The organism is Gluconacetobacter sacchari, from assembly GCF_014174255.1.
GTDB lineage: Bacteria > Pseudomonadota > Alphaproteobacteria > Acetobacterales > Acetobacteraceae > Gluconacetobacter > Gluconacetobacter sacchari.
This window is the reverse complement of the sequence record NZ_JABEQJ010000010.1, coordinates 49,447-71,257: the sequence shown is the minus strand read 5'-3', so window position 1 is coordinate 71,257 and position 21,811 is coordinate 49,447. Positions and strand designations below refer to the sequence as shown.

Here is a 21,811-nt window from a genome sequence, read left to right as displayed (position 1 = left end):
GACGATGGACCAGATGACCCAGGATCAGGCATCGCGGGATGCCGGCCAGGATTTCGTGGCCGCGTGGCAGGGGAACGCGCGGGCGATCGGCGGGCTGTATGACGCCACGCAGGAACGCGATGCCTGCGGCGTGGGCCTGATCGCGGCGCTGGACGGGCGCAAGCGGCGCGAAGTGGTCGAGGCCGGGATCGCGGCGCTGAAGGCGCTGTGGCATCGCGGCGCGGTGGACGCGGACGGCAAGACCGGCGACGGTGCCGGCATCCATCTGGAAATTCCGCAGGATTTCTTCGCCGAGGCGATCCATAGCGGCGGCGAGGGCTGCGTGGACAGCCAGATCGCCATCGGCATGGTCTTCCTGCCCAAGACGGACCTGGCGGCGCAGGAACGCTGCCGCCAGATCATCGAGACCGAGATCCTGGCCGTCGGCTATGGCATCTATGGCTGGCGGCAGGTGCCGATCGACACGTCGTGCATCGGCGAGAAGGCCAATGCCACCCGGCCCGAGATCGAGCAGATCATGATCCGCAACCTGCCGGGGCGGGACGAGGCGGCCTTCGAGCGCGACCTGTATGTGATCCGCCGCCGGATCGAGAAGAGCGCGCAGGCCCATTCGCTGGACCTGTATATCTGCTCGATGTCCTGCCGGTCGGTGATCTACAAGGGCATGTTCCTGGCGCAGAACCTGACGGATTTCTATCCCGACCTGCTGGATGCGCGTTTCGTCAGCCGCTTTGCGATCTATCACCAGCGTTATTCGACCAACACCTTTCCGACCTGGAAGCTGGCGCAGCCGTTCCGCCGGCTGGCGCATAACGGCGAGATCAATACCATCTCGGGCAACGTCAACTGGATGAAGAGCCACGAGACGCGGCTGGCCGACCCGGTGCTGGACCCGGTGATGGACGACCTGAAGCCGGTGGTGCAGGCCGCCGGGTCCGACACCGCGATGCTGGACAACGTGTTCGAACTGCTGACCTTCGCCGGGCGGGACGCGCCGATGGTCAAGGCGCTGATGGTGCCGGCCAGCGTCGGCGGCAATTCGGGCATGCCGCAGACGCACCAGGACCTGTACGCCTATTGCAACGCGGTGATGGAGCCGTGGGACGGGCCGGCGGCGCTGTGCGCCACCGACGGGCGCTGGGTGGTGGCCGGGCTGGACCGCAGCGGACTGCGCCCGCTGCGCTATACCGTGACAGCCGATGGGTTGCTGATCGTGGGCTCGGAAACCGGCATGGTGAAGGTGCCCGAGACCGACATCGTGCGGCGCGGGCGGCTGGGACCGGGGCAGATGATCGGCCTCGATCTCCAGGAGGCGAAGCTGTACGGCAACGAGGCGCTGCTGGACCTGCTGGCCGGGCGGCGGGATTTCGGCGCCTGGGTGAAGAACATCCAGAAGATCGGCTCGGTCGTGCGGGCCGACGTGCAGGAGCCGGTGCTGTACGGCCGCGACGAGCTGCGGCGCCGGCAACTGGCGGTCGGCACGAGCCTGGAGGAACTGGAGACCATCCTGCACCCGATGGTCGAGACCGCCGCCGAGGCGATCGGCTCGATGGGCGACGACGCGCCGCTGGCGGTGCTGTCGGCCCGCTATCGGGGGCTGGCGCATTATTTCCGCCAGGCCTTCAGCCAGGTGACCAACCCGCCGATCGACAGCCTGCGCGAGACGCGGGTGATGAGCCTGCTGACCCGGCTGGGCAACCTGGGCAACATCCTGGAGGAATCCGAGGTCCAGTGCGACCTGCTGCAACTGCCCAGCCCGGTGCTGACGACCGGGGAGTTCGAGGCGCTGCGGAATTTCTGCGGCGACAGCGGCTTCGTGATCGACTGCACCTTTCCGGCGGCGGAAGGCGAGGCCGGGCTGCGCGAGGCGATCGCGCGCATCCGGCGCGAGGCCGAGGACCGGGTGCGCGAGGGCTGCACTCATCTGTTCCTGACCGATGAGGCGCAGTCGACCGACCGGGCCTATATCCCGATGATCCTGGCCACGGCGGCGGTGCATACGCATCTGGTCCGCCAGTCGCTGCGGACCTTCACCTCGCTGAACATCCGCTCGGCCGAGGCGCTGGACGTGCATGCGATCGCGGTGACGATCGGGGTCGGGGCGACGACCATCAACCCCTATCTGGCGCAGGAAAGCATCGCCGACCGGCAGCGGCGCGGCCTGTTCGGCGACATGGCGTTGCGCGAGGCGGTGGAGCGCTATCGCAAGGCGGTGGACAAGGGACTGCTGAAGGTGATGTCCAAGATGGGCATTTCCATCGTCTCGGCCTATCGCGGCGGGTATAATTTCGAGGCGATCGGGCTGTCGCGGGCGCTGACGGCGGAATTCTTCCCCGGCATGCCCTCGCGCATCTCGGGCATCGGCCTGTCGGGCATCGCGACCAACGTGCTGAGCTTCCACCGGACCGCGTGGGACCAGTCGGTGGTCGCGCTGCCGGTGGGCGGCCAGTACAAGATGCGCCGCCATGGCGAGATCCATGCCTTCGACGGCAATCTGATCCATATGTTGCAGACGGCGGTGGCGACCGACAGTTTCTCGATCTATCGCCGCTATGCCGACGCGGTGCGTCGCCAGCCGCCGGTGGCGCTGCGCGACCTGCTGGATTTCCGGGGTGGGCGGACGCCGATCCCCGTCGAATCGGTGGAGAGCATCACCCAGTTGCGCAAGCGGCTGATCGCGCCGGGGATTTCGCTGGGGGCGCTGAGCCCGGAGGCGCACGAGACCCTGTCGATCGCCATGAACCGCATCGGCGCGAAGTCGGATTCGGGCGAGGGGGGCGAGGACCCGGCGCGCGCGAAGCCGCGCGCCAACGGCGACAACGCGTCCTCGGCCATCAAGCAGATCGCCTCGGGCCGCTTTGGCGTGACCGCGCAATATCTGAACGATTGCCGCGAGATCGAGATCAAGATGGCGCAGGGCGCCAAGCCCGGCGAGGGCGGGCAGTTGCCGGGCTTCAAGGTGACGGGGCTGATCGCGAAGCTGCGGCATGCGACGCCCGGGGTGACGCTGATCTCGCCGCCGCCGCATCACGACATCTATTCGATCGAGGATCTGGCGCAGCTTATCTACGACCTGAAGCAGATCAATCCCGAGGCCACGGTGACGGTGAAGCTGGTCGCGCGGTCGGGGATCGGCACCATTGCCGCCGGTGTGGCCAAGGCGCGGGCCGACGCGATCCTGATTTCGGGCCATAGCGGCGGGACCGGGGCCAGCCCGCAGAGTTCGGTCAAATATGCCGGCCTGCCGTGGGAACTGGGGCTGGCGGAGGCGCACCAGGTGCTGATGCTCAATCGCCTGCGCCACCGGGTGAAGCTGCGGACCGATGGCGGGCTGAAGACCGGGCGCGACGTGGTGATCGCGGCGATGCTGGGGGCCGAGGAATTCGGCATAGGTACCGCCAGCCTGGTGGCCATGGGCTGCATCATGGTGCGGCAATGCCATTCCAACACCTGCCCGGTCGGGGTCTGCACCCAGGACGACGCCCTGCGCGCCAAGTTCGAAGGCACGCCGGAGAAGGTGATCAACCTGTTCTCGTTCATCGCCGAGGATGTGCGCAATATCCTGGCCTCGCTGGGCTTTTCGTCGCTGAACGAGATCATCGGGCGGACGGACCTGCTGAAGCAGGTGTCGCGCGGTGCCGACTACTTGGACGATCTGGACCTCAATTCGCTGCTGGCGCAGGCCGATCCGGGGCCGCATGCCCGCTACTGCACCCGGGAGGGGCGCAACGAGGTGCCCGAGACGCTGGACGCGCAGATGATCGCCGATGCGCGGCCGCTGTTCGACCATGGGGAGAAGATGCAACTGCACTATAACGTGCAGAACACGCACCGGGCGATCGGCACGCGCATTTCCTCGCTGATCGTGCGGCAGTTCGGCATGGACACGTTGGCGCCGGGGCACCTGACGGTGCGGCTGCGCGGCTCTGCCGGGCAGTCGCTGGGGGCGTTCGCGGTCCAGGGGCTGAAACTGGAAGTGCTGGGCGATGCCAACGACTATGTCGGCAAGGGCCTGTCGGGCGCGACCATCGTGGTGCGGCAGTCGCCGTCGTCGAACCTGGTGTCGAACGAGAATGCCATCATCGGCAACACGGTGCTGTATGGCGCGACGGCGGGGGCGCTGTATGCCGCCGGGCAGGCCGGCGAGCGCTTCGCGGTGCGCAATTCCGGGGCGACGGCGGTGGTCGAGGGCTGCGGGTCGAACGGCTGTGAATATATGACGGGCGGCACCGTGGTCATTCTGGGCGAGGCGGGCGACAATTTCGGTGCCGGCTTCACCGGGGGCATGGCCTTCGTCTATGACGGGAGCGGCACGTTCGAGCAGCGGATCAACCCCGATACGCTGCTGTGGAACCGGGTGGCCGACCCGAAATGGGAGGCGGTGCTGCGCGGGCTGGTGGAGACGCATGCGCGCGAGACGCACAGCCGCTATGCCGCGCTGATGCTGCATAAATGGGAGAGCGTGCTGCCGCGCTTCTGGCAGTTGGTGCCGCGCGAGTATGCCGGGGTGATCGGTTATAACGCTCCGGCCGAGGTCGCGCGCAGCGCGTAAAAGCGCCGCGTTGCCGCCATCCTGCTGTCGCGGCTACCTCTCGGGGGAGTCCGGCGGCGTCTGGCGTGCTGCTAGGCTCTCATCGGGATGAAGATGATGTTTTCTTTATATGTTTTTCCACGATGTAATTCTTAAGCGCAAAACACCACAGGCATATTGGCAGATTATAGATCAATGATGCTCCAAGGCGGTCTTTGAAAGGACTTCCCTCGAGTATATCACTTGTAGGGTCTTGCCCATGTTTTATCTGGTAAAATAACCAAAAAAACTGAAAAAATCGGCCCAAGAAAACAAGTAAATATAGAAATTATTTTATTTTTATAAATGAATATATTATTAAAAAGTAGTTGTAGGTAAAGAAATAAAGAAAAATAGCCACATATCAAAGCCGATAATGTTTTCATAATAAAATAATTCAAATCCATTCGCTCCGGATATGGGGTGAGGACCATAAATTGACGGAAATGATAGCAAAATTGCCGGTGATATCACATAGATTAAAAAAGGATGATAATAAAAATCATTATTTCATCAATCCATTATTATGGTCGTTAGAGCCTGTTGGGAACAGTGCGCCGACGGCGATCCGGCGCGCGTTTCCTGTGCTTCGCGGCGGGCGGCCGATAAGGCCGCTCCTCCGCTCCGATGCTAGGAAACACACGACGGGTGCGGCCCTCCAGGCCGCTCTCGCTCACCATCGCGTATGTCCAAACAGGTTTTTAGCGCCGTAGAGAAATTGCCAAGTGGTACTACTCCTCTGGGAGTTGCGATCACATCCAGGGCCGTTGCCAGCAATTTCTCACTACCCGCAGCGAGAAGGCTTGCAGGACGACAGTTTCGCCGACGGGAGTGACCATGGCAGCCATTGTTGCTGCCAGCCCGATCCACTGACTTTGTGTCTTGGGCATCAGGCTGTCGAGCACATTCCCGGCTGCGGAAAATGTTGCCGGCTGATAGCCGTTTGCGGCTGCTTGAAGCCGGTCCGATGTATAATTCTTGGCCACTTTGCAGGCTTGCGCGGGTGTCTGGCTCAAAGCAGCATGATCAATCAGGAATACAGAGCGTCGTTCCCTCGTTAAGAACCGCCCAGCCATCAAATTTAACAGCCATATAAGCAAAGAATCTGTTATCGCTGTCGCCGTCATATTCCGGCAATTCATCCAACGGGAAATCCGCGAAAATCCGATCAAAAACAGTGCCCGGTTCATCACCGGAGAAGATAGCTTGCTGATTTTTTAAATCGTATTCGATAATCCGGTTGTGGAGAATGGAATATTCAAAAAATTCCTTTAGTTTCAGGAACTTCTTTCTTGTTGTCATCTGCTTTTCGTTGTGAAGGCCTAACGCCCACCATATGCCAAGACCAGTATCCCCATTTATGCCTAAAATAAAATTATCGAAATCACTTTTGTATTCTACCATGACAATATCCCATTAAAAATCAAATTTTACTTTTTTGACGCCATTGCTCAATAGAGGAGAAAATTCAATAGTCCAATACTTTCCTGACGCAGAGACATTGCGAAGAGATACTACTCCTCTGGGAGTTGCGACCGCATATACGACACCGCCATTTCCAAATGACGCCACCTTGGCGTTATCCAAGTTTCCAGTGTATCCGGTTAGCTTTCGGAATAATGTTTCTACTGCCGCTTCGTTCCCGCCGGAGAAATTGAGGTTCTCCTTCTGATACTTGGTGCTGGCGACCTGCGTAACTGTTGTGTTCGCATCAAGCTGCAAGGTGGTACCGGACGCTTGGGGATCAAAAGCAGCCAGTTCATCAAACGTTGCGGAGGCTTCCGCCGTAGCCCCTGAAACGGATACCCTGACTGCCGAATAAACTGTCGCGGTATCGAGTTCCGCATCCAGAGCCGTTGCCAGCAATTTTTCACCACCCACGGCGAGAAGGCTTGCAGCGGCGACAGTTTCACCGACGGGGGTGACCATGACAGCCATTGTCGCTGCCAGCCCGATCCATTGACTTTGTGTCTTGGGCATCAGGCTGTCGAGCACATTCCCGGCTGTAGAGAATGCGGTCTGATAGCCGTTTGCCGCTGCCTGAAGTTGATCCGATGTATAATTCTTGATCGTCGCGTAAGCTTGTGTGATGCTGGTTAGCATCGTTTGTCCGGCATTTACCAGATCGTCGGAAACTTCGCCGATGGTATTATTCAGGAAATTGGTAACTTGATTTGTCGCCTCGGTGGAATGGGATGTCTTGAACAGGATGTCATTCAATGTTTGACCACTGGCGAGGGCGTCTTCATTGGCATTCAGGCCTTCTGGCTCGACGTTGCGCCCCAGCACCAGTTGATAAATGGTATTGATATTATTCTGCGCTTTCTGGGAATGGGCGATGTCTTGACGAACCTGACTTGCCGTCATGGAGGATGAAAGGGCATCTTCGTAAGTCTGAAGACCACCCGCATCTACATTTCGTCCCAAGACCGATTGATAAATAGAATTTATTTCCGTTTGCGCCTGCTGCGAATGGGCGATGTCGCTTCGGACCTGCGTAGGGGATTGCCCATTACCGAACTGCTGATACGCTGTGTTATAATCATCTTCCGCGGCTGAACGGCCTGAGGACGTTCTTGATATCGTCCGCTATGTCCTGATCGATGTCCGACAGCTTGATCGGAACGAAGGTGCCCGACGACGTCTGATAGGTCGCAATCCCATTCCCTGAGTTGTTTGTCAGATAATCAACGCCGTTGACGACGGTGACGGCATGCCCATGAACGGTGATATATTGGGTGCTGGACCCCGGCGGCGACGTGGGCATCGTGTTGCCCGATGTCTGGAAGCCGCCGCCATCTCCAGACGACGGAGGAGAACTGGTGACCGTTACGCTCTCGCCATTTCCGCTCCCGTCCATCCCGCCGCCATCGCCCTCGTCGCCATCGGACATGAGTATCATGACGGCCATGGCGGGGCGAGAAGATGGCGAGGGCGGGGACTGGCCGGCGTCCTGAGGAGGCGCCGCCTCTTCCGCCTTGCTGGGCGTGCCTGTCTGGTGTGCCGCCGCGCGGGAGGGCGGCGTTTGAATGGCTGCTACGGCGACATGATTCCTCCGCGCCGCATGCCGGGTGGCGAGGGCAGTCAGGAAAGCCGGTTGTTCGTGATATCCGTAAAACCGATCTACCGGAGCGGATGAGCCGGCGTGATGGCCGATCGTCACGAGCGCAGCGGGCAGATCGGCTGTATCTGAGGACGCATTGGCAGTCGAAACTGTCGGCATGCGTCGGCGAGGCCGTTTTGTTGGCCGCTGGATGGTCCTGTCGGTCGAACGGGTTGGAAGCGTTTCGTAACAGCCGGGAGGAAGAGCGGGTCGCCAGATTGGACATCGCATACCAACGTAAGGATATGTATTAATTTGTAATATTTAGCTTCATACCATCGCTTGGTTGGCAAGCGCCAAAATCATGTTTGCATGTGTCGAAGCACGGAAATCGGGTGCAGGGTCGTCGTCGACAGCAGGTTTGCAACAGTCTGGCAGATGTCAGGCGTCGCACGGCGTGAGACCAGACGTGCCGACAGGCGGCCAGCATAAGATAAGCCGGCATGGAAAGGTCCACGCGCTCGATGGCGATCGGATTCATTCCATTCATATGATGCAGACGGCGGGACGACCGACGGTTTCACGGGCTGCGCAGGATGCATATGCTTTCATCGCACAATCTGCTTCTCTTCAACTAGAGACGAACCTTGCGCCGCGTCCGGCAGGAGCCCTGCGGATTTTCCGCCGGGCTCCTGCCGGGGGGAATGCACCATCCGACGAGAAGCAGTATTGAGCGAATATCAATATTACGAATTCCAGGCACTCGACCGACCGCTTGACGCGAAAGCCTGCGAGGCCCTCCGGGCGCTGTCGTCACGGGCGCGCATCACGGCGACGAGCTTTACCAATTCCTATGAATGGGGTGACTTCAAGGGCGATCCGGTCGTTCTGATGGAACGCTGGTTCGATCTGCATCTCTATCTGACGAATTGGGGCACGCATCGTCTGATGGTCCGCTTCCCCAGGCAGTTCCTGAACTCTCGATCTCTCGACATCTTCCTTCGTCCGGTCGATTGCGCCGCCCTCAAACTGTCCGGCGAGAATCTGATTCTCGATATCGTTCGCGAGGAACTGGAGCCGGAGGATAATGACTGGGACGACGGTTCGGGCTGGCTCGCCGCCCTGGCGCCCTTGCGGGCCGACATCATCGACGGGGACCTGCGCCTCTTTTATCTGCTGTGGCTGACGGCGGTCCAGGACGGCGCTGTCCCGGACGATGCGATGGAACCGCTGCCGGGAATCGGTCCGCTGACCGGCACGCTCGATGCGTTCGCGCGTTTCTTCCTCATCGATCAAGAGCTCGTCGCGGCGGCGGTCGAGCGACCCGGCGACACGCCGACGACCGAGGCCCTCACCCCGGACACCATCCAGCGTCTGGTTGCCGGATTGCCCGATCGGGAGAAGAATGGGCTGCTTGCCCGTCTGGCCCAGGGTGATGCCCACGTGGCAAGCGAACTTCGGGTCCGGCTTCGGGAACGCCTGGAGTCTCGGTCCTCCGCCAGTCGGCCCGTCGTCACCTTGCGCACGGCAGGCGAATTGCGCGCCCGCGCCCATGCGATCGGTCACGCGCGGGAACGTGAAAAACAGCAACGCCTGGAAATGGAGCGGAAACGGCAGGCGGCGGAGCAGGAACGCGCCCGCCGCGCGCGGCTCGACACTCTTCTGAAGCGGGGCGAGGCGGTTTGGAGCGAGATCGAGGCGGAGATCGAACACCGGAATGCCTCGGGCTACGACAAGGCTCTGCGCCTGCTGCTGGACCTCAAGACCATTGCGGAGGAACAGGGGAAAACGGAGGATTTCAGTCGTCGCCTGGCCGCCATGCGCGAGCGGCACGCCCGCAAGCTCCGGTTCATCGACCGTCTGGTGGCACTGGGGTAAGCACGGCGCCTGCGGCGCGGGAGAGGGGTCAACCTCGCTAGCGGCGACACGTTCGGGACAATCTGTTAGATATCAGCGCAGGATCGGCCCCCTGCACGATGCGCCGGGGGCGTTTAAGGAGTGGCGCGCCGATGCCGAAGCTGAATCTTGCCTCTGGTCCGATGGATCACAGCCCTTTGCAGGCCGACGGCGGCGCGCCGGCCGGCACGGTCGGGGACCTGCCGCGCTGGGACCTGCGGGATTTGTATGAGAGCCCCGAATCGGATGCGCTGCGTACCGACCTGGAGCAGGCCGGTCTCGACGCCGCCGCCTTCGCCTCCGCCTGGAAGGGGCGGCTGGCCGGGGCCGCGCCAGCCGAACTGGCCGGGGCGATCGGCGAATACCAGCGGATCGACGAGGTGCTGGGGCGGGCGGCGTCTTATGCCCAATTGCTGTTTGCCGGCGATTCGTCGGATGCCGCGCTCGGGCAGTTCTCGCAATCGATCAACGAGCGGCTGACGGATATTTCCAGCCATCTGCTGTTCTTTACCCTGGAACTGAACCGCATCGGCGAGGAAGATCTCTCCGCCCGCCTGGCCGATCCGGCGCTGGCGGTGTGGGCGCCGTTTCTCCGTGACCTGCGCGTGTTTCGCCCGCATCAGCTTTCCGACGAGATCGAGCAGGTCCTGCACGAGAAATCGGTGACGGGGGCGGCGGCCTGGAGCCGCCTGTTCGACGAGACGATGGCCGGGCTGCGCTTTCCGCTGGACGGGCGGGACCTGACGGTGGGCGAGGCGCTGAACCGGCTGTCGGACCAGGACCGGGCGGTGCGCGAGCGGGCGGCGAAGGCGATCGGCACCGTGTTCGAGGGCAATATCAAGCTGTTCTCGCTGATGACCAACACGCTGGCGAAGGACAAGGCGATCAGCGACTCGCTGCGGCATTATCCGCGCCCGGGGTCCTATCGCAATCGCAGCAACATGGTGGAGGACGAGGTCGTCGACGCGCTGGTGCAGGCGGTGACGGCGGATTATCCGCGCCTGTCGCATCGCTATTACGCGATGAAGGCGCGGTGGCTGGGGCTGGAGAAGCTGGAGCATTGGGACCGCAATGCCCCGCTGCCGGCGGCGGACGAGCGGATCATCCCGTGGGACGAGGCCACGCGGCAGGTTCTGGCGGCCTATGAGGGGTTCGACCCGCGCATGGGGGCGGTGGCGCGGCGGTTCTTCGACAATCCGTGGATCGATGCGCCGCCGCTGCCCGGCAAGGCGTCGGGGGCGTTCGCCCATCCCACGGTGCCGTCCGTCCACCCGTACTTGCTGCTGAACTATCATGGCCGCACGCGCGACGTGATGACGCTGGCGCATGAGCTGGGCCACGGGGTGCATCAGGTACTGGCCGCCCCCCAGGGCTACCTGATGGCGGGCACGCCGCTGACGCTGGCCGAGACGGCGAGCGTGTTCGGCGAGATGCTGACCTTCCGCGCGCTGCTGGACGCCGAGACCGACCCGGCGCGGCGGCGGCTGATGCTGGCGGGCAAGGTGGAGGACATGCTGAATACGGTCGTGCGCCAGATCGCGTTCTACCGGTTCGAGACGCTGGTGCATGAGGAACGCAGGTCGGGCGAATTGCTGCCCGAGCGGATCGGCGCCATCTGGCGGCAGGTGCAGGTGGAAAGCCTGGGGCCGGCCTTCAACTTTACGCCGGATTACGACGTGTACTGGACCTATGTCCCGCACTTCATCCATTCTCCGTTCTATGTCTATGCCTATGCCTTCGGGGATTGCCTGGTGAATGCGCTGTATGGCGTGTTCACGGCCGGTCATGCGGGGTTCCAGGACCGGTATCTGGACATGCTGCGGGCGGGGGGCACAATGCGGCATCGCGAGTTGCTGGCGCCGTTCGGGCTGGATGCGGCCGACCCCGGTTTCTGGCGCAAGGGGCTGGATGTGATTGCCGGCTTTATCGATGAACTGGAGCGTGGCTGACGTGGCGGAGGAACGGGATCTCGACAATACCGGCGTCTTCGGCGAACTGCGCAGGATGGTGCGGACGTCGGGCGCGGTGGGCGGTATCGCGGCGCGCATCGCCGGCCACAGGATGGGGCTGCGCACCGACCGCGCCACCCATGCCGGGGACCTGAAATCGGTGCTGGGCGGCCTGAAGGGGCCGCTGATGAAGGGCGCGCAGCTTCTGTCCACCATTCCCGGCGCGCTGCCGGAGGAATATGCGGCGGAACTGGCGCAGCTTCAGTCCAACGCGCCGCCGATGGGCTGGAGCTTCGTGCGCCGGCGCATGGCCGCCGAGCTGGGCCGGGACTGGGAGCGGCGTTTTCGCTCGTTCGAGCATGAGGCGGCGGCGGCGGCCAGCCTGGGGCAGGTGCATCGGGGGGTGTTGCCGGATGGGCGCCTCGTGGCGTGCAAGCTGCAATATCCGGACATGCAGGCGACGGTGGATTCCGACCTGCGGCAGTTCCGCATGGCGGTGGGGCTGTATTATCGCATCGACAGCACGATCAAGCAGGATGACGTGCTGGTGGAACTGACCGCCCGCTTGCAGGAGGAACTGGACTATCTGCGCGAGGCGGCGAACCTGCGGCTGTACAACCTGATGCTGGCGGATTGCCCCGATGTCAGCGTGCCGATGCCGGTCGAAGATCTGACGACGCGGCGGCTGCTGGTGATGGACTGGCTGGAAGGCCGCGGCGTGCAGTCGGTGCTGGATGCCAACCCCGCGCAGGAACAGCGGGACGCCATGGCGCGGGCGCTGTTCCATGGCTGGTACGTGCCGCTCTATCGCAACGGCGTGATCCATGGCGACCCGCATATGGGCAATTTCACCGTGCGGCCCGATTACGGGCTGAACCTGCTGGACCTGGGGGCGATCCGGATCTTCCCCGCGCGGTTCGTGCAGGGGATCATCGACCTGTATCGCGCGCTGGAGACCAATGACGAGGACCTGGCCTATCACGCCTATCAGGCGTGGGGCTTCGCGAACATGTCGCGCGAGACCATGCGGGTGCTGAACGAGTGGGCGCGCTTCGTCTACGAGCCGCTGATGCAGGACCGCGTGCGGGCGATCCAGGAAAACGACGACCCGCAATATGGCCGCGCGGTGGCCGAGCGGGTCTATGCCGGCCTGAAACAGACCGGAGGGGTACGGCCGCCGCGCGAGTTCGTGCTGGTGGATCGCTCCGCGATCGGCCTGGGCAGCGTGTTCCTGCGGCTGGGGGCGAAGCTGAACTGGTACCGGCTGTTCCAGGAGCTGATCGCCGATTTCGACGCGGAGAAACTGGCGGCGCGGCAGACGGAGCTGATGCTTCAGGCACGGGTGCCGCCCCCGGTGGAGGCCTGATACGGGGCGGGGGCCGGCCCCTGTCCCTATAGAGGAAGCGCCAGTTGCCCCGCCGAGGGGCGGTGGGGCGTGTCCTGTCCGGCGCGGCGGGCGCGTTCGGTGCGTATGGTGAAGGCGAGGTCGGGGCCGGGCGGCCGGGGGGTGGCGAGCAGGCGGTCCAGATCGCTGGTGGCCAGCGTATGGATGCGGCGCCCGCGGAGCGGGCCGTGCGGCACCCGCGCCAGCAGGGCCGGCTGGCGCGACCATTGCAGCAACCGTTCGACCGACGCGAGCGCCAGCATATCGCGCAGATGGTGGGCCGTCACATAGGCATCGGGGCCGGCGCGGTGGGCGGGGTCGCCCAGGTGCCGGTCCAGCCCGCGCGGCTTGCGGGAATGGCGCAGGCCCTGGTTGGAATGACCGGGCTCGTCGGGCCAGAGGCGCAGCGCGCATTTATAGGTGCAGATCCACCCCATGCCGGCCAGCAGCGGGGGCGGCAGGTGGGCGCGCAGCCAGTCCTGCTCGAAACTGGCGCGGTGTGCCGCGAAGGCGAGCGGACGGGCCGGCGGGCGCAGGATGGCCGGGGCGATGGCGGCGATCGGTGGCGCGTCGCGCACGTCCTGGTCGGTAATGTGATGGATCGCCGTCGTCCAGCGGGCGATCGGGCCGCCGGGATGGGTCAGCCGCGCGTGGGGGCCGGGCATGACGTGCCAGCCATCGGGCGCGCGCGTGACGTCCTGCCAGCCGATTTCGACGATGCCGCCCTGCCGGGCGTCGCGATCGCTGGTTTCCAGGTCGATGACCCGGACATAGGGCGTGGTGCCGTCCATCGGGCCAGTCTAGGGACGGCGGACGCGATTCCCTAGCCGAATCGGCACGCGGCGGGTGCGCGCGCGATGGCTCTTGCGCTGGCGCCGCGCGATGCCCACAGTCCTGAACCATGTCCGCGCCCGCTCGCAAGAAGACCCGCCGTCCCGATCCGTCCGAGGAGATCGTGACCTTTCAGCCCGAACGCCAGCCGGCGAAGGAGAAGACGCGGCGGCTGGTCATCCAGGCGCCCTATGAGCCGGCGGGCGACCAGCCGCGCGCCATCGCCGAACTGGTGGCGGGCGTCGGGGCGGGGGAGCGCGACCAGGTGCTGCTGGGCGTCACCGGGTCGGGCAAGACCTTCACGATGGCGAAGATCATCGAGGCCACGCAGCGGCCGACGCTGGTCCTGGCGCCGAACAAGACGCTGGCGGCCCAGCTCTATGGCGAGATGAAGCAGTTCTTTCCCGACAATGCGGTGGAGTATTTCGTCAGCTACTACGACTACTACCAGCCCGAAGCCTATGTGCCGCGCTCGGACACCTATATCGAGAAAGACAGCCAGATCAACGAGCAGATCGACCGGATGCGCCATGCGGCGACCCAGGCGCTGCTGGAGCGCAACGACGTCATCATCGTCGCCTCGGTGTCGTGCATCTATGGTATCGGCTCGGTCGAGACCTATTCGCGCATGGTGGTGCGGCTGGAGGTCGGGGGGGAGATCGACCGCGACAAGCTGGTCAAGGCGCTGGTCGAGCTGCAATATCGCCGCAACGACGCGGCGTTCCAGCGCGGCACCTTTCGCGTGCGCGGCGAGAGTGTCGATATCTTTCCGGTGCAGAACGAGGACCGGGCGTGGCGGGTCTCGCTGTTCGGCGACGAGATCGAGGCGATTGCCGAGTTCGATCCGCTGACCGGCGACAAGACCGGCGACCTCCAGGAGGTCAGCGTCTATGCCAACAGCCACTATGTGACGCCGCGCCCGACCCTGACCCAGGCGGTGACCAGCATCAAGCATGAACTGCGCCAGCGGCTGGCGGAGTTCACGGCCGAGGGCAAGCTGCTGGAGGCCGAACGGTTGCAGCAGCGCACCACCTTCGACCTGGAGATGATCGAGACCACGGGCGTCTGCAAGGGAATCGAGAATTATTCCCGCTATCTGTCCGGCCGCAAGGCGGGCGATCCGCCGCCGACCCTGTTCGAATACCTGCCCGAGGATGCGCTGCTGATCGTCGATGAGAGCCATGTCACCGTGCCGCAGATCGGCGGCATGGAGCGGGGCGATTTCGCGCGCAAGTCGATCCTGTCGGAATTCGGCTTTCGCCTGCCGTCGTGCCTGGACAATCGGCCGCTGAAATTCGCCGAGTGGGATCGTTTTCGCCCGATGACGCTCTTCGTCAGCGCCACGCCGGGGCCATGGGAGATGGAACGGGTGGGCGGCGTGTTCGCCGAGCAGGTGATCCGCCCCACCGGGCTGATCGACCCGGTGACCGAGATCCGCCCGGTGGAGCGGCAGGTGGACGACCTGCTGGCGGAATGCCGGCTGACGATCGCGGCGGGGGGGCGGGTGCTGGTCACCACCCTGACCAAGCGCATGGCCGAGGACCTGACGGACTATATGAACGAGGCGGGCATCCGGGTGCGGTACCTGCATTCCGACGTCGATACGCTGGAGCGGATCGAGATCATCCGCGACCTGCGCCTGGGGGCGTTCGACGTGCTGATCGGCATCAACCTGCTGCGCGAGGGGCTGGATATTCCCGAATGCTCGCTGGTGGCGATCCTGGATGCGGACAAGGAAGGGTTCCTGCGCTCGCGGACCTCGCTGATCCAGACCATCGGGCGGGCGGCGCGCAATATCGACGGGCGGGTGCTGCTGTATGCCGACACCATGACCGACAGCCTGCGCTACGCGATCGAGGAAACCGCGCGGCGGCGGGCGAAGCAGTCGGAATGGAATGCCGAGCACGGCATTACGCCGCAATCGGTTCGCAAGCATATCGGCGAGGCCCTGTCGTCGGTCTTCGAGCAGGATTACGTCACCGTTACCCCGACCAGGGCGGGGGATGTGGCGGAGTTCGTCGGCAAGGACCTGGGCAGCGCCATCGCGGAGCTGGAAAAGCGGATGCGCGCCGCGGCGGCGGATCTGGAATTCGAGACCGCCGCGCGGCTGCGTGACGAGATCAAGCGGCTGGAGGCGCTGGATCTGGGATTGGATCCGGTGCCCGCGCCCGTTTCCACCGCCGGAGGCGCCGGCAGTACCGGACGGCCGCAGCGCCGCAAGGGGCAGGGGCCCGAGCCGCTGGGGCCGGGCGGCGGCGGGTACGATCCGGCCAGGGGGCGGGGCGGCGGGCGCAGGCGCGGCGGACGATAGGGCGAACGGGACGGGAAGAGAGACGCATGATCGAACTGAAGGCGGGGGCGGCCCGGCTGGGCCTGCTTCCCGAACTGGGTGGTGCCGTGGCCTTCTGGGAAAGCGGGGCGATCTGCGTGTTCGACGCCGTGAGCGACCCGAACCTGCTGGCGCAGAAGGGGCACAAGGTCGCGGCCTATCCGCTGGTGCCGTTTTCCAACCGCGTCGCGGACGGGCATTTCCGCTTCGACGGCGCCGAATACCGGATGAAGCCGAATTTCGGCGGCGAGCCGCATGTGATCCATGGCAATGCCTGGGAGCATCCGTGGGCGCTGGAACTGCTGTCCGACGACAGCGCCACGCTGCAACTGGAATGGCACCCGCCCCATGACCGCCCCATGGAGGAATGGCCGTTCGCCTATCGCGCGCAGATCCGTTTCGACCTGCGCGAGGACAGTCTGGACGTGTGGATGGCGATCCACAATATCGACCAGCGGCCCCAGCCGGTCGGGTTGGGGTTTCATCCCTACTTTCCGCGGCGCGCGGGGGTGAAGCTGGGATTTTCGGCCGATACGGTATGGACGAACGACGAGCGGCATCTGCCGGCGCTGCGGGTGCCGGCCACCGGCGCGTGGTCGTTCGAGCGGATGCGGGCGGTCGCGGACGAGGCGATCGACAATTGCTATGCCGGCTGGGACGGGGCGGCGTTCCTGCGCTGGCCCGACGACGGGCTGGCCCTGACCCTCTCCGCCAGTCCGGCGCTGCGCCACCTGGTGCTGTTCACGCCGCCGGACAAGCCCTTCATCGCCCTGGAGCCGGTGAGCAACATGAACGACGCGCTGAACCATGCGGGGGTGACCGACCGGGGGACCGCGATCCTGGCGCCGGGCGAGCGGCTGGAGGGCCACATCCATTTTGCCCTGACCGCGTGCTGAGGCACAATGCGGCCGATGATGCGCGATGACCATGACGACGACGACGACGAGGCGGCGGGGCCGCGTGCCATAGACGGGGTGTCGCGCTACATCACCCCCGCCGGGATGGAGGCGACGCGGCGGGAACTGGGTGCCCTGCTGCATGAGGAGCGGCCGCGCATCGTCGAGATCGTGTCCTGGGCCGCCGGCAACGGAGACCGTTCGGAAAACGGCGATTACCTGTACGGCAAGAAGCGCCTGCGCGAGATCGACCGCCGGGTCCGCTTTCTCACCCGCCGAATCGAGAAGGCGATCGTGGTCGATCCGGCGGCGCAGACCCAGCGGAACCGGGTCTTCTTCGGTGCGACCGTGACCTATGCGACCGTGGAGGATGTGGAGCGGACGGTCGCGATCGTGGGGGTGGACGAGGCCGACCTGGCGGCGGGGCAGGTGAGCCTGGCATCGCCGATCGCCCGCGCCCTGCTGGGCGGGCGGGTGGGCGACGAGGTGCGGCTGATGACGCCCGGCGGGATGGAACTGATCGAGATTCTGGCCATTTCCTACCCCGAACCTGTGGGGGCCGATGCGCTATGAGGTTTTTCGCGGGCGTGAACTCGACTAAGAAGCAAGGACCGGTGGCGGAACGCGTCATCGGGCTATCGGATTGTGCCCGGAGGTCGCGTTGATGTCCCGCTCGCTGAAGGTTGCCGTGCAGATGGATCCCCTGTCGGGGGTCGACATCAATGGCGATTCGACTTTCGCCCTGATGCTGGAGGCGCAGGCGCGGGGGTACGAACTGTTCGTCTACCAGGTGCAGGGGCTGAGCCTGCGCGAGGGCCGGGTGGCCGGCGGCGCGCGGGCCGAGCGGCTGACGGCGCGCGCGCGCCCGGCGCGGGTGCGGCGGGTCGCGGGCGACCATGCCGAACTGGGCGAGGAGCGGGTGATCGACCTGTCCGCGATGGATGTGATCCTGATGCGCCAGGACCCGCCCTTCGACATGGCCTATATCAGCGCCACCCACATGCTGGAGCATGTGCATGGCGTGGGGCCGGGCAAGGCGCTGGTGGTCAACGACCCGGCATCGGTGCGCAATGCGCCCGAAAAGCTGCTGGTCACGCATTTTCCCGGCCTGATGCCGCCGACCCTGGTGACGTGGGACGTGCTGGCGATCCGCGAATTTCGCGCGGAGTGGCGCGACATCATCGTCAAGCCGCTGTTCGGCAATGGCGGGGCGGGGGTGTTTCGCATCCGCGAGGATGACGAGAACCTGAATTCGCTGCTGGAGATGCATTTCGCGCGGTCGCGCGAGCCGCTGATGATCCAGCGCTACGAGCCGGCGGTGCGCAAGGGGGACAAGCGCGTGATCCTGGCCGACGGCGTGCCGATCGGCGCGATCAACCGCGTCCCCGCGCAGGGCGAGGCGCGGTCGAACATGCATGTGGGCGGCCGCGCGGTGAAGGTGGAACTGAGCCCGCGCGACCGCGAGATCTGCGAGGCGATCGGGCCCATGCTGCGCGAGCAGGGCCTGATCTTCGTCGGTATCGACGTGATCGGCGACTGGCTGACCGAGATCAATGTCACGTCGCCCACCGGGTTGCAGGAAATCGACCGGTTCGACGGCATCAATTCCGCCGGGCTGATCTGGGACTGCATCCTGCGGCGGCTCGACGGTGGAGCGTAACGGGCGCCGGAATGGCGGACGAGGGAGAGGAATGGGTAATTTGCGCTGTGCCGCGGGGCTATGGTCCGCTATCCCCTTGAAGACAATCGCCCGGCAGGGCACAGAGGGTTCCCGATGAGCAACGTTCTTCAAGACGCGCCGGCCGAGGCGGAATCGGCCGGCAGCCTTGCCTGTGCCCCGGCGCCGCGCTCGGCCCTGGACGCCGAGGCCGTCAAGGCCGCCTATCGCCGGTGGGCCGGTGTCTATGACGCGGTGTTCGGCGGGGTTTCGGCCTTCGGGCGCAAGCGGGCGGTCGCGGCGGTGAACGGCCTGCCGGGTTCGGCGGTGCTGGAGGTCGGCGTGGGCACCGGGCTGGCCCTGCCGCATTATCGCGGCGACAAGCGCATTACCGGGATCGACCTGTCGGGCGATATGCTGGACCGCGCGCGCCAGCGCGTGGCGCGGATGAATTTGCGCAATATCGATGCCCTGCTGGAAATGGATGCCGAGGACACGCGGTTCGCCGACGGGTCGTTCGATATCGCGGTGGCGATGTTCGTGGCCTCGGTGGTGCCCAATCCGCGCCGCCTGCTGGCGGAACTGAAGCGCGTGGTGCGGCCGGGCGGCCATATCCTGTTCGTCAATCATTTCCTGGCCACCGGCGGCGTGCGGCTGGCGGTCGAGCGCGGCATGGCGCGGGCGTCGCATTCGCTGGGCTGGCATCCGGACTTCGCGATGGAAGCGCTGCTGCCGCCCGACGACCTGGCCCGCGCGATCATCGCGCCGGTGCCGCCGGCCGGATTGTTCACGCTGGTGACCCTGCCGCGCCTGGAGACGCCCGGCCGGATCGCGCGGCCGGCCGCCTGACGCGGCCCCGGCATGGCGGGAATGCCGGCCATGCCGGACGCGGGGGCTGGTGGCTCTCGTCCTGGTGGCGGGATTTGGGTAACATCATCACGATTTCGAGCATGGTCGCCTGTTTTCGCGATCGATCGGCGCAGGAGAACTGGCGTATGCCGGCAGACAGGCAGGTCTGGATGAAGGACGCGACCGGCGGGACGGTCGGCCACAAGGCGGTTGGCACGCTCTATCTGGTGATGGCGGTCCTGGCCGGGCTGGTCGGCGGCGCGCTGGTCCTGCCGTTGCGGACGGGCGCGGATGCCGGCGCGGCGTGGAGCCGGATGGCCATCGATCACGGCGCGCTGATGGTGCTGTTCTGCGCCCTGCCGGCGCTGGTCGGCGGGTTCGGCTCGTGGTTCGTGCCGCTGCTGCTGGGCGCGCCCGACATGGCGTTCCGTCGCCTGAACCTGGCCTGCTGGGCCGGGGTCGCCCTGAGTTTCGGGCTGGTGGTCGCCGGGGTGTCGAGCGCGGGCGCGATGATGCTGTGGTGCGCGGCGATGCTGGGGTTGGCGATCAATATCGTCGCGACGGCGCTGAACATGCGGGGCCGGGGCGTGGGGCTGGGCGACATGCCGCTGTTCGTCTGGGCGCAGGTGTTGACGGCGATGATGATGGTGGTCGTCCTGCCGGTGCTGGCGGCGGCGCTGACGCGGGGTCTGCTGGCCGGCGCGGGCGCCGATGTCGTGGCGCGCGCGCTGCGGGCGTTTTCGGGACCGGAAGCCGGGCTGCTGCTGCTGCCGGCGGCGGGCGTGATCTGCCAGTTGGTCGAGACGTTCTCGGGCGTGGCGCTGCGGCTGCGCGGAGCGGCGCTGGGGGCGATGGTCGTGCTGTCGGTCGGCGGGTCGTCGGTGTGGGTGCATGACCTGTTCGCCACCGGCCTGGCGGCGCGGCCCGCCGCGTGGCCTCTGGCCGAGCAGGGCGCCATGGCGCTGCCGATGCTGGTGCTGCTGGTGGCGTGGGGCCTGACGATCGGGGCCGGGCGGCCGATCTGGCGCGTGCCGATGCTGTGGGCCGTCGCCTTCATGGCGATGCTGGTCGCGGCGCCGCTGCAAGCCCTGGTGGGTGGCGGGCCGGACGCGCATGCGCTGGTGCTGCCGGCGGCGCTGTTCGCGGCGTTCGGCGGATTCTATTACTGGATCGGCAAGATGGCCGGCCGCGCCTATCCCGAATGGGCCGGGCGCGTGCATGTGGCGCTGGCGGCCGGGGGGAGCGTCGTTTCCCTGCTGCCCGGCGGCGTGATGGCGGGGGCGGCGATGCAGGGCCTGTCGATGGTCGCCTTCGTCGCCGTGCTGGGCACGGCGTTGCTGGGGCGCCGGACGGTTGCCGGCAATTACTGGGGGGCGGGAGCCCGCACCCTGGAATGGACGCTGCCGTCGCCGGCGCCGCGTGATTCCTTCGCCGGCTTCATGGTGGGGGGGGAGCGGGCGTGAGCGCCTCAGCCTCCGCCCCCGACGCGCCGCGTTTCGACGCGGCTTTGGTCGGGACCGAGGCGCGCGACTGGTTCGCGCTGCTGAAACCGCGCGTGATCTCGCTGGTCGTGTTTACCGGCGCGGCCGGGATGGCCATGGCGCCGGGGCATGTGAACCCGGTGATCGCGTGTGTCGCCATCCTGTGCATCTGCATGGCGTCGGGGGCGGCCGGGGCGATCAACATGTGGTACGATCGCGATATCGACGCGATCATGACCCGGACCGCGCGCCGGCCGATCCCGGACGGGCGGATCCGCCAGGGGGAGGCACTGGGATTCGGGATCGGCCTCTCGGCCGCGTCGGTGGTGCTGATGTGGCTGGCGACGAATGCGCTGGCGGCGTTCATCCTGGCCTTTTCCATCTTCTTCTATGCCGTGATCTACACAATGTGGCTGAAACGTTCGACGCCGCAGAACATCGTGATCGGCGGGGCGGCGGGCGCCTTTCCGCCCATGATCGGGTGGACGGCGGCGACCGGCTCGCTGGATGTGATGCCGGTCGTGATGTTCGCGATCGTCTTCCTGTGGACGCCGCCGCATTTCTGGTCGCTGTCGCTGTATGCCTGCAAGGATTACGGGCGGGCGGGCATTCCGATGCTGCCGGTGGTGCGCGGTGCGCGGCATACGCGCTGGCAGATCCTGGTCTATACGCTGATCCTTTCGGCGGTATCGCTGGTGCCGTCGGTGCTGCATCAGGCGGGATGGCTGTATACGGCCACGGCGGGCGTGCTGGATGCCGGGTTCGTGGGGTGTGCGGTGCGCGTGCTGACCGACCGGCAGGATGCGGACGGCGTGAGCCTGACCGGCGACGGCGCGGCGCGGCGGGCGTTCCGCTTCTCGCTGCTTTATCTGTTCCTGCTGTTCTGCGGCCTGCTGGCCGATCATGTCCTGATCGTGGGGTGAGAC

Annotated in this window: 16 protein-coding genes; 11 read left to right on the top strand and 5 right to left on the bottom strand. The window is 65.4% G+C overall.

Annotated elements, in window-relative coordinates:
- Window positions 1–4 precede the first annotated feature (4 nt).
- Entirely contained in the window at window positions 5–4,552 is a 4,548-nt protein-coding gene (gene gltB, locus HLH48_RS09405; protein WP_182997253.1) for a glutamate synthase large subunit, read from the top strand.
- A 770-nt stretch (window positions 4,553–5,322) separates the two neighbouring features.
- On the opposite strand, the gene HLH48_RS09400 is transcribed toward gltB, so the two are convergent.
- From HLH48_RS09400 to HLH48_RS09385, 4 genes are all read right to left on the bottom strand, one after another.
- Window positions 5,323–5,586, bottom strand: coding sequence for a hypothetical protein (locus HLH48_RS09400; RefSeq protein ID WP_182997252.1), 264 nt, complete (start codon window positions 5,584–5,586; stop codon window positions 5,323–5,325).
- 10 nt (window positions 5,587–5,596) lie between these two features.
- The gene (locus HLH48_RS09395; protein WP_182997251.1) at window positions 5,597–5,974 is read right to left on the bottom strand and encodes a hypothetical protein; all 378 of its coding nucleotides are present in this window, start codon (window positions 5,972–5,974) and stop codon (window positions 5,597–5,599) included.
- A gap of 12 nt (window positions 5,975–5,986) precedes the next feature.
- The gene (locus HLH48_RS09390) at window positions 5,987–7,012 is read right to left on the bottom strand and encodes a DUF4214 domain-containing protein (protein ID WP_343065403.1); all 1,026 of its coding nucleotides are present in this window, start codon (window positions 7,010–7,012) and stop codon (window positions 5,987–5,989) included.
- Window positions 7,013–7,112: 100 nt separating this feature from the next.
- Window positions 7,113–7,463: a hypothetical protein gene (locus HLH48_RS09385; protein WP_182997249.1), complete on the bottom strand. Its 351-nt coding sequence runs from the start codon at window positions 7,461–7,463 to the stop codon at window positions 7,113–7,115.
- 879 nt (window positions 7,464–8,342) lie between these two features.
- On the opposite strand from HLH48_RS09385, the gene HLH48_RS09380 reads away from it, so the two are divergent.
- From HLH48_RS09380 to HLH48_RS09370, 3 genes are all read left to right on the top strand, one after another.
- Window positions 8,343–9,491, top strand: coding sequence for a hypothetical protein (locus HLH48_RS09380; protein WP_182997248.1), 1,149 nt, complete (start codon window positions 8,343–8,345; stop codon window positions 9,489–9,491).
- A 161-nt stretch (window positions 9,492–9,652) separates the two neighbouring features.
- Window positions 9,653–11,458 carry a M3 family oligoendopeptidase gene (locus tag HLH48_RS09375; RefSeq protein ID WP_246387199.1) on the top strand — a complete coding sequence of 602 codons (1,806 nt, stop codon included), beginning with the start codon at window positions 9,653–9,655 and terminating at the stop codon, window positions 11,456–11,458.
- Window positions 11,439–12,824 carry an ABC1 kinase family protein gene (locus HLH48_RS09370; RefSeq protein ID WP_182997246.1) on the top strand — a complete coding sequence of 462 codons (1,386 nt, stop codon included), beginning with the start codon at window positions 11,439–11,441 and terminating at the stop codon, window positions 12,822–12,824. Before HLH48_RS09375 ends, HLH48_RS09370 begins: the two co-directional genes overlap by 20 nt.
- A gap of 26 nt (window positions 12,825–12,850) precedes the next feature.
- On the opposite strand, the gene HLH48_RS09365 is transcribed toward HLH48_RS09370, so the two are convergent.
- On the bottom strand, window positions 12,851–13,633 hold the full coding sequence (locus HLH48_RS09365; protein WP_182997245.1) for a DNA polymerase III subunit epsilon: 783 nt from the start codon (window positions 13,631–13,633) through the stop codon (window positions 12,851–12,853).
- 110 nt (window positions 13,634–13,743) lie between these two features.
- Between HLH48_RS09365 and uvrB the strand changes: the two genes are divergently transcribed.
- The 7 genes from uvrB (at window position 13,744) to cyoE (ending at window position 21,808) form a co-directional block, all read left to right on the top strand.
- On the top strand, window positions 13,744–15,984 hold the full coding sequence (uvrB, locus tag HLH48_RS09360; protein WP_182997244.1) for an excinuclease ABC subunit UvrB: 2,241 nt from the start codon (window positions 13,744–13,746) through the stop codon (window positions 15,982–15,984).
- A 26-nt stretch (window positions 15,985–16,010) separates the two neighbouring features.
- Window positions 16,011–16,898, top strand: a complete 888-nt coding sequence (locus HLH48_RS09355; RefSeq protein WP_182997243.1) for an aldose 1-epimerase — start codon at window positions 16,011–16,013, stop codon at window positions 16,896–16,898.
- Window positions 16,899–16,916: 18 nt separating this feature from the next.
- Window positions 16,917–17,471 carry a transcription elongation factor GreB gene (greB, locus tag HLH48_RS09350; protein WP_182997315.1) on the top strand — a complete coding sequence of 185 codons (555 nt, stop codon included), beginning with the start codon at window positions 16,917–16,919 and terminating at the stop codon, window positions 17,469–17,471.
- A gap of 91 nt (window positions 17,472–17,562) precedes the next feature.
- On the top strand, window positions 17,563–18,558 hold the full coding sequence (gene gshB, locus HLH48_RS09345; protein ID WP_182997242.1) for a glutathione synthase: 996 nt from the start codon (window positions 17,563–17,565) through the stop codon (window positions 18,556–18,558).
- Between the two features lie 114 nt (window positions 18,559–18,672).
- Window positions 18,673–19,404, top strand: a complete 732-nt coding sequence (locus HLH48_RS09340; protein WP_182997241.1) for a class I SAM-dependent methyltransferase — start codon at window positions 18,673–18,675, stop codon at window positions 19,402–19,404.
- Between the two features lie 146 nt (window positions 19,405–19,550).
- Entirely contained in the window at window positions 19,551–20,867 is a 1,317-nt protein-coding gene (locus HLH48_RS09335) for a cbb3-type cytochrome c oxidase subunit I (RefSeq protein ID WP_182997240.1), read from the top strand.
- Window positions 20,864–21,808: a heme o synthase gene (gene cyoE / locus HLH48_RS09330; RefSeq protein ID WP_182997239.1), complete on the top strand. Its 945-nt coding sequence runs from the start codon at window positions 20,864–20,866 to the stop codon at window positions 21,806–21,808. Before HLH48_RS09335 ends, cyoE begins: the two co-directional genes overlap by 4 nt.
- Window positions 21,809–21,811 lie beyond the last annotated feature (3 nt).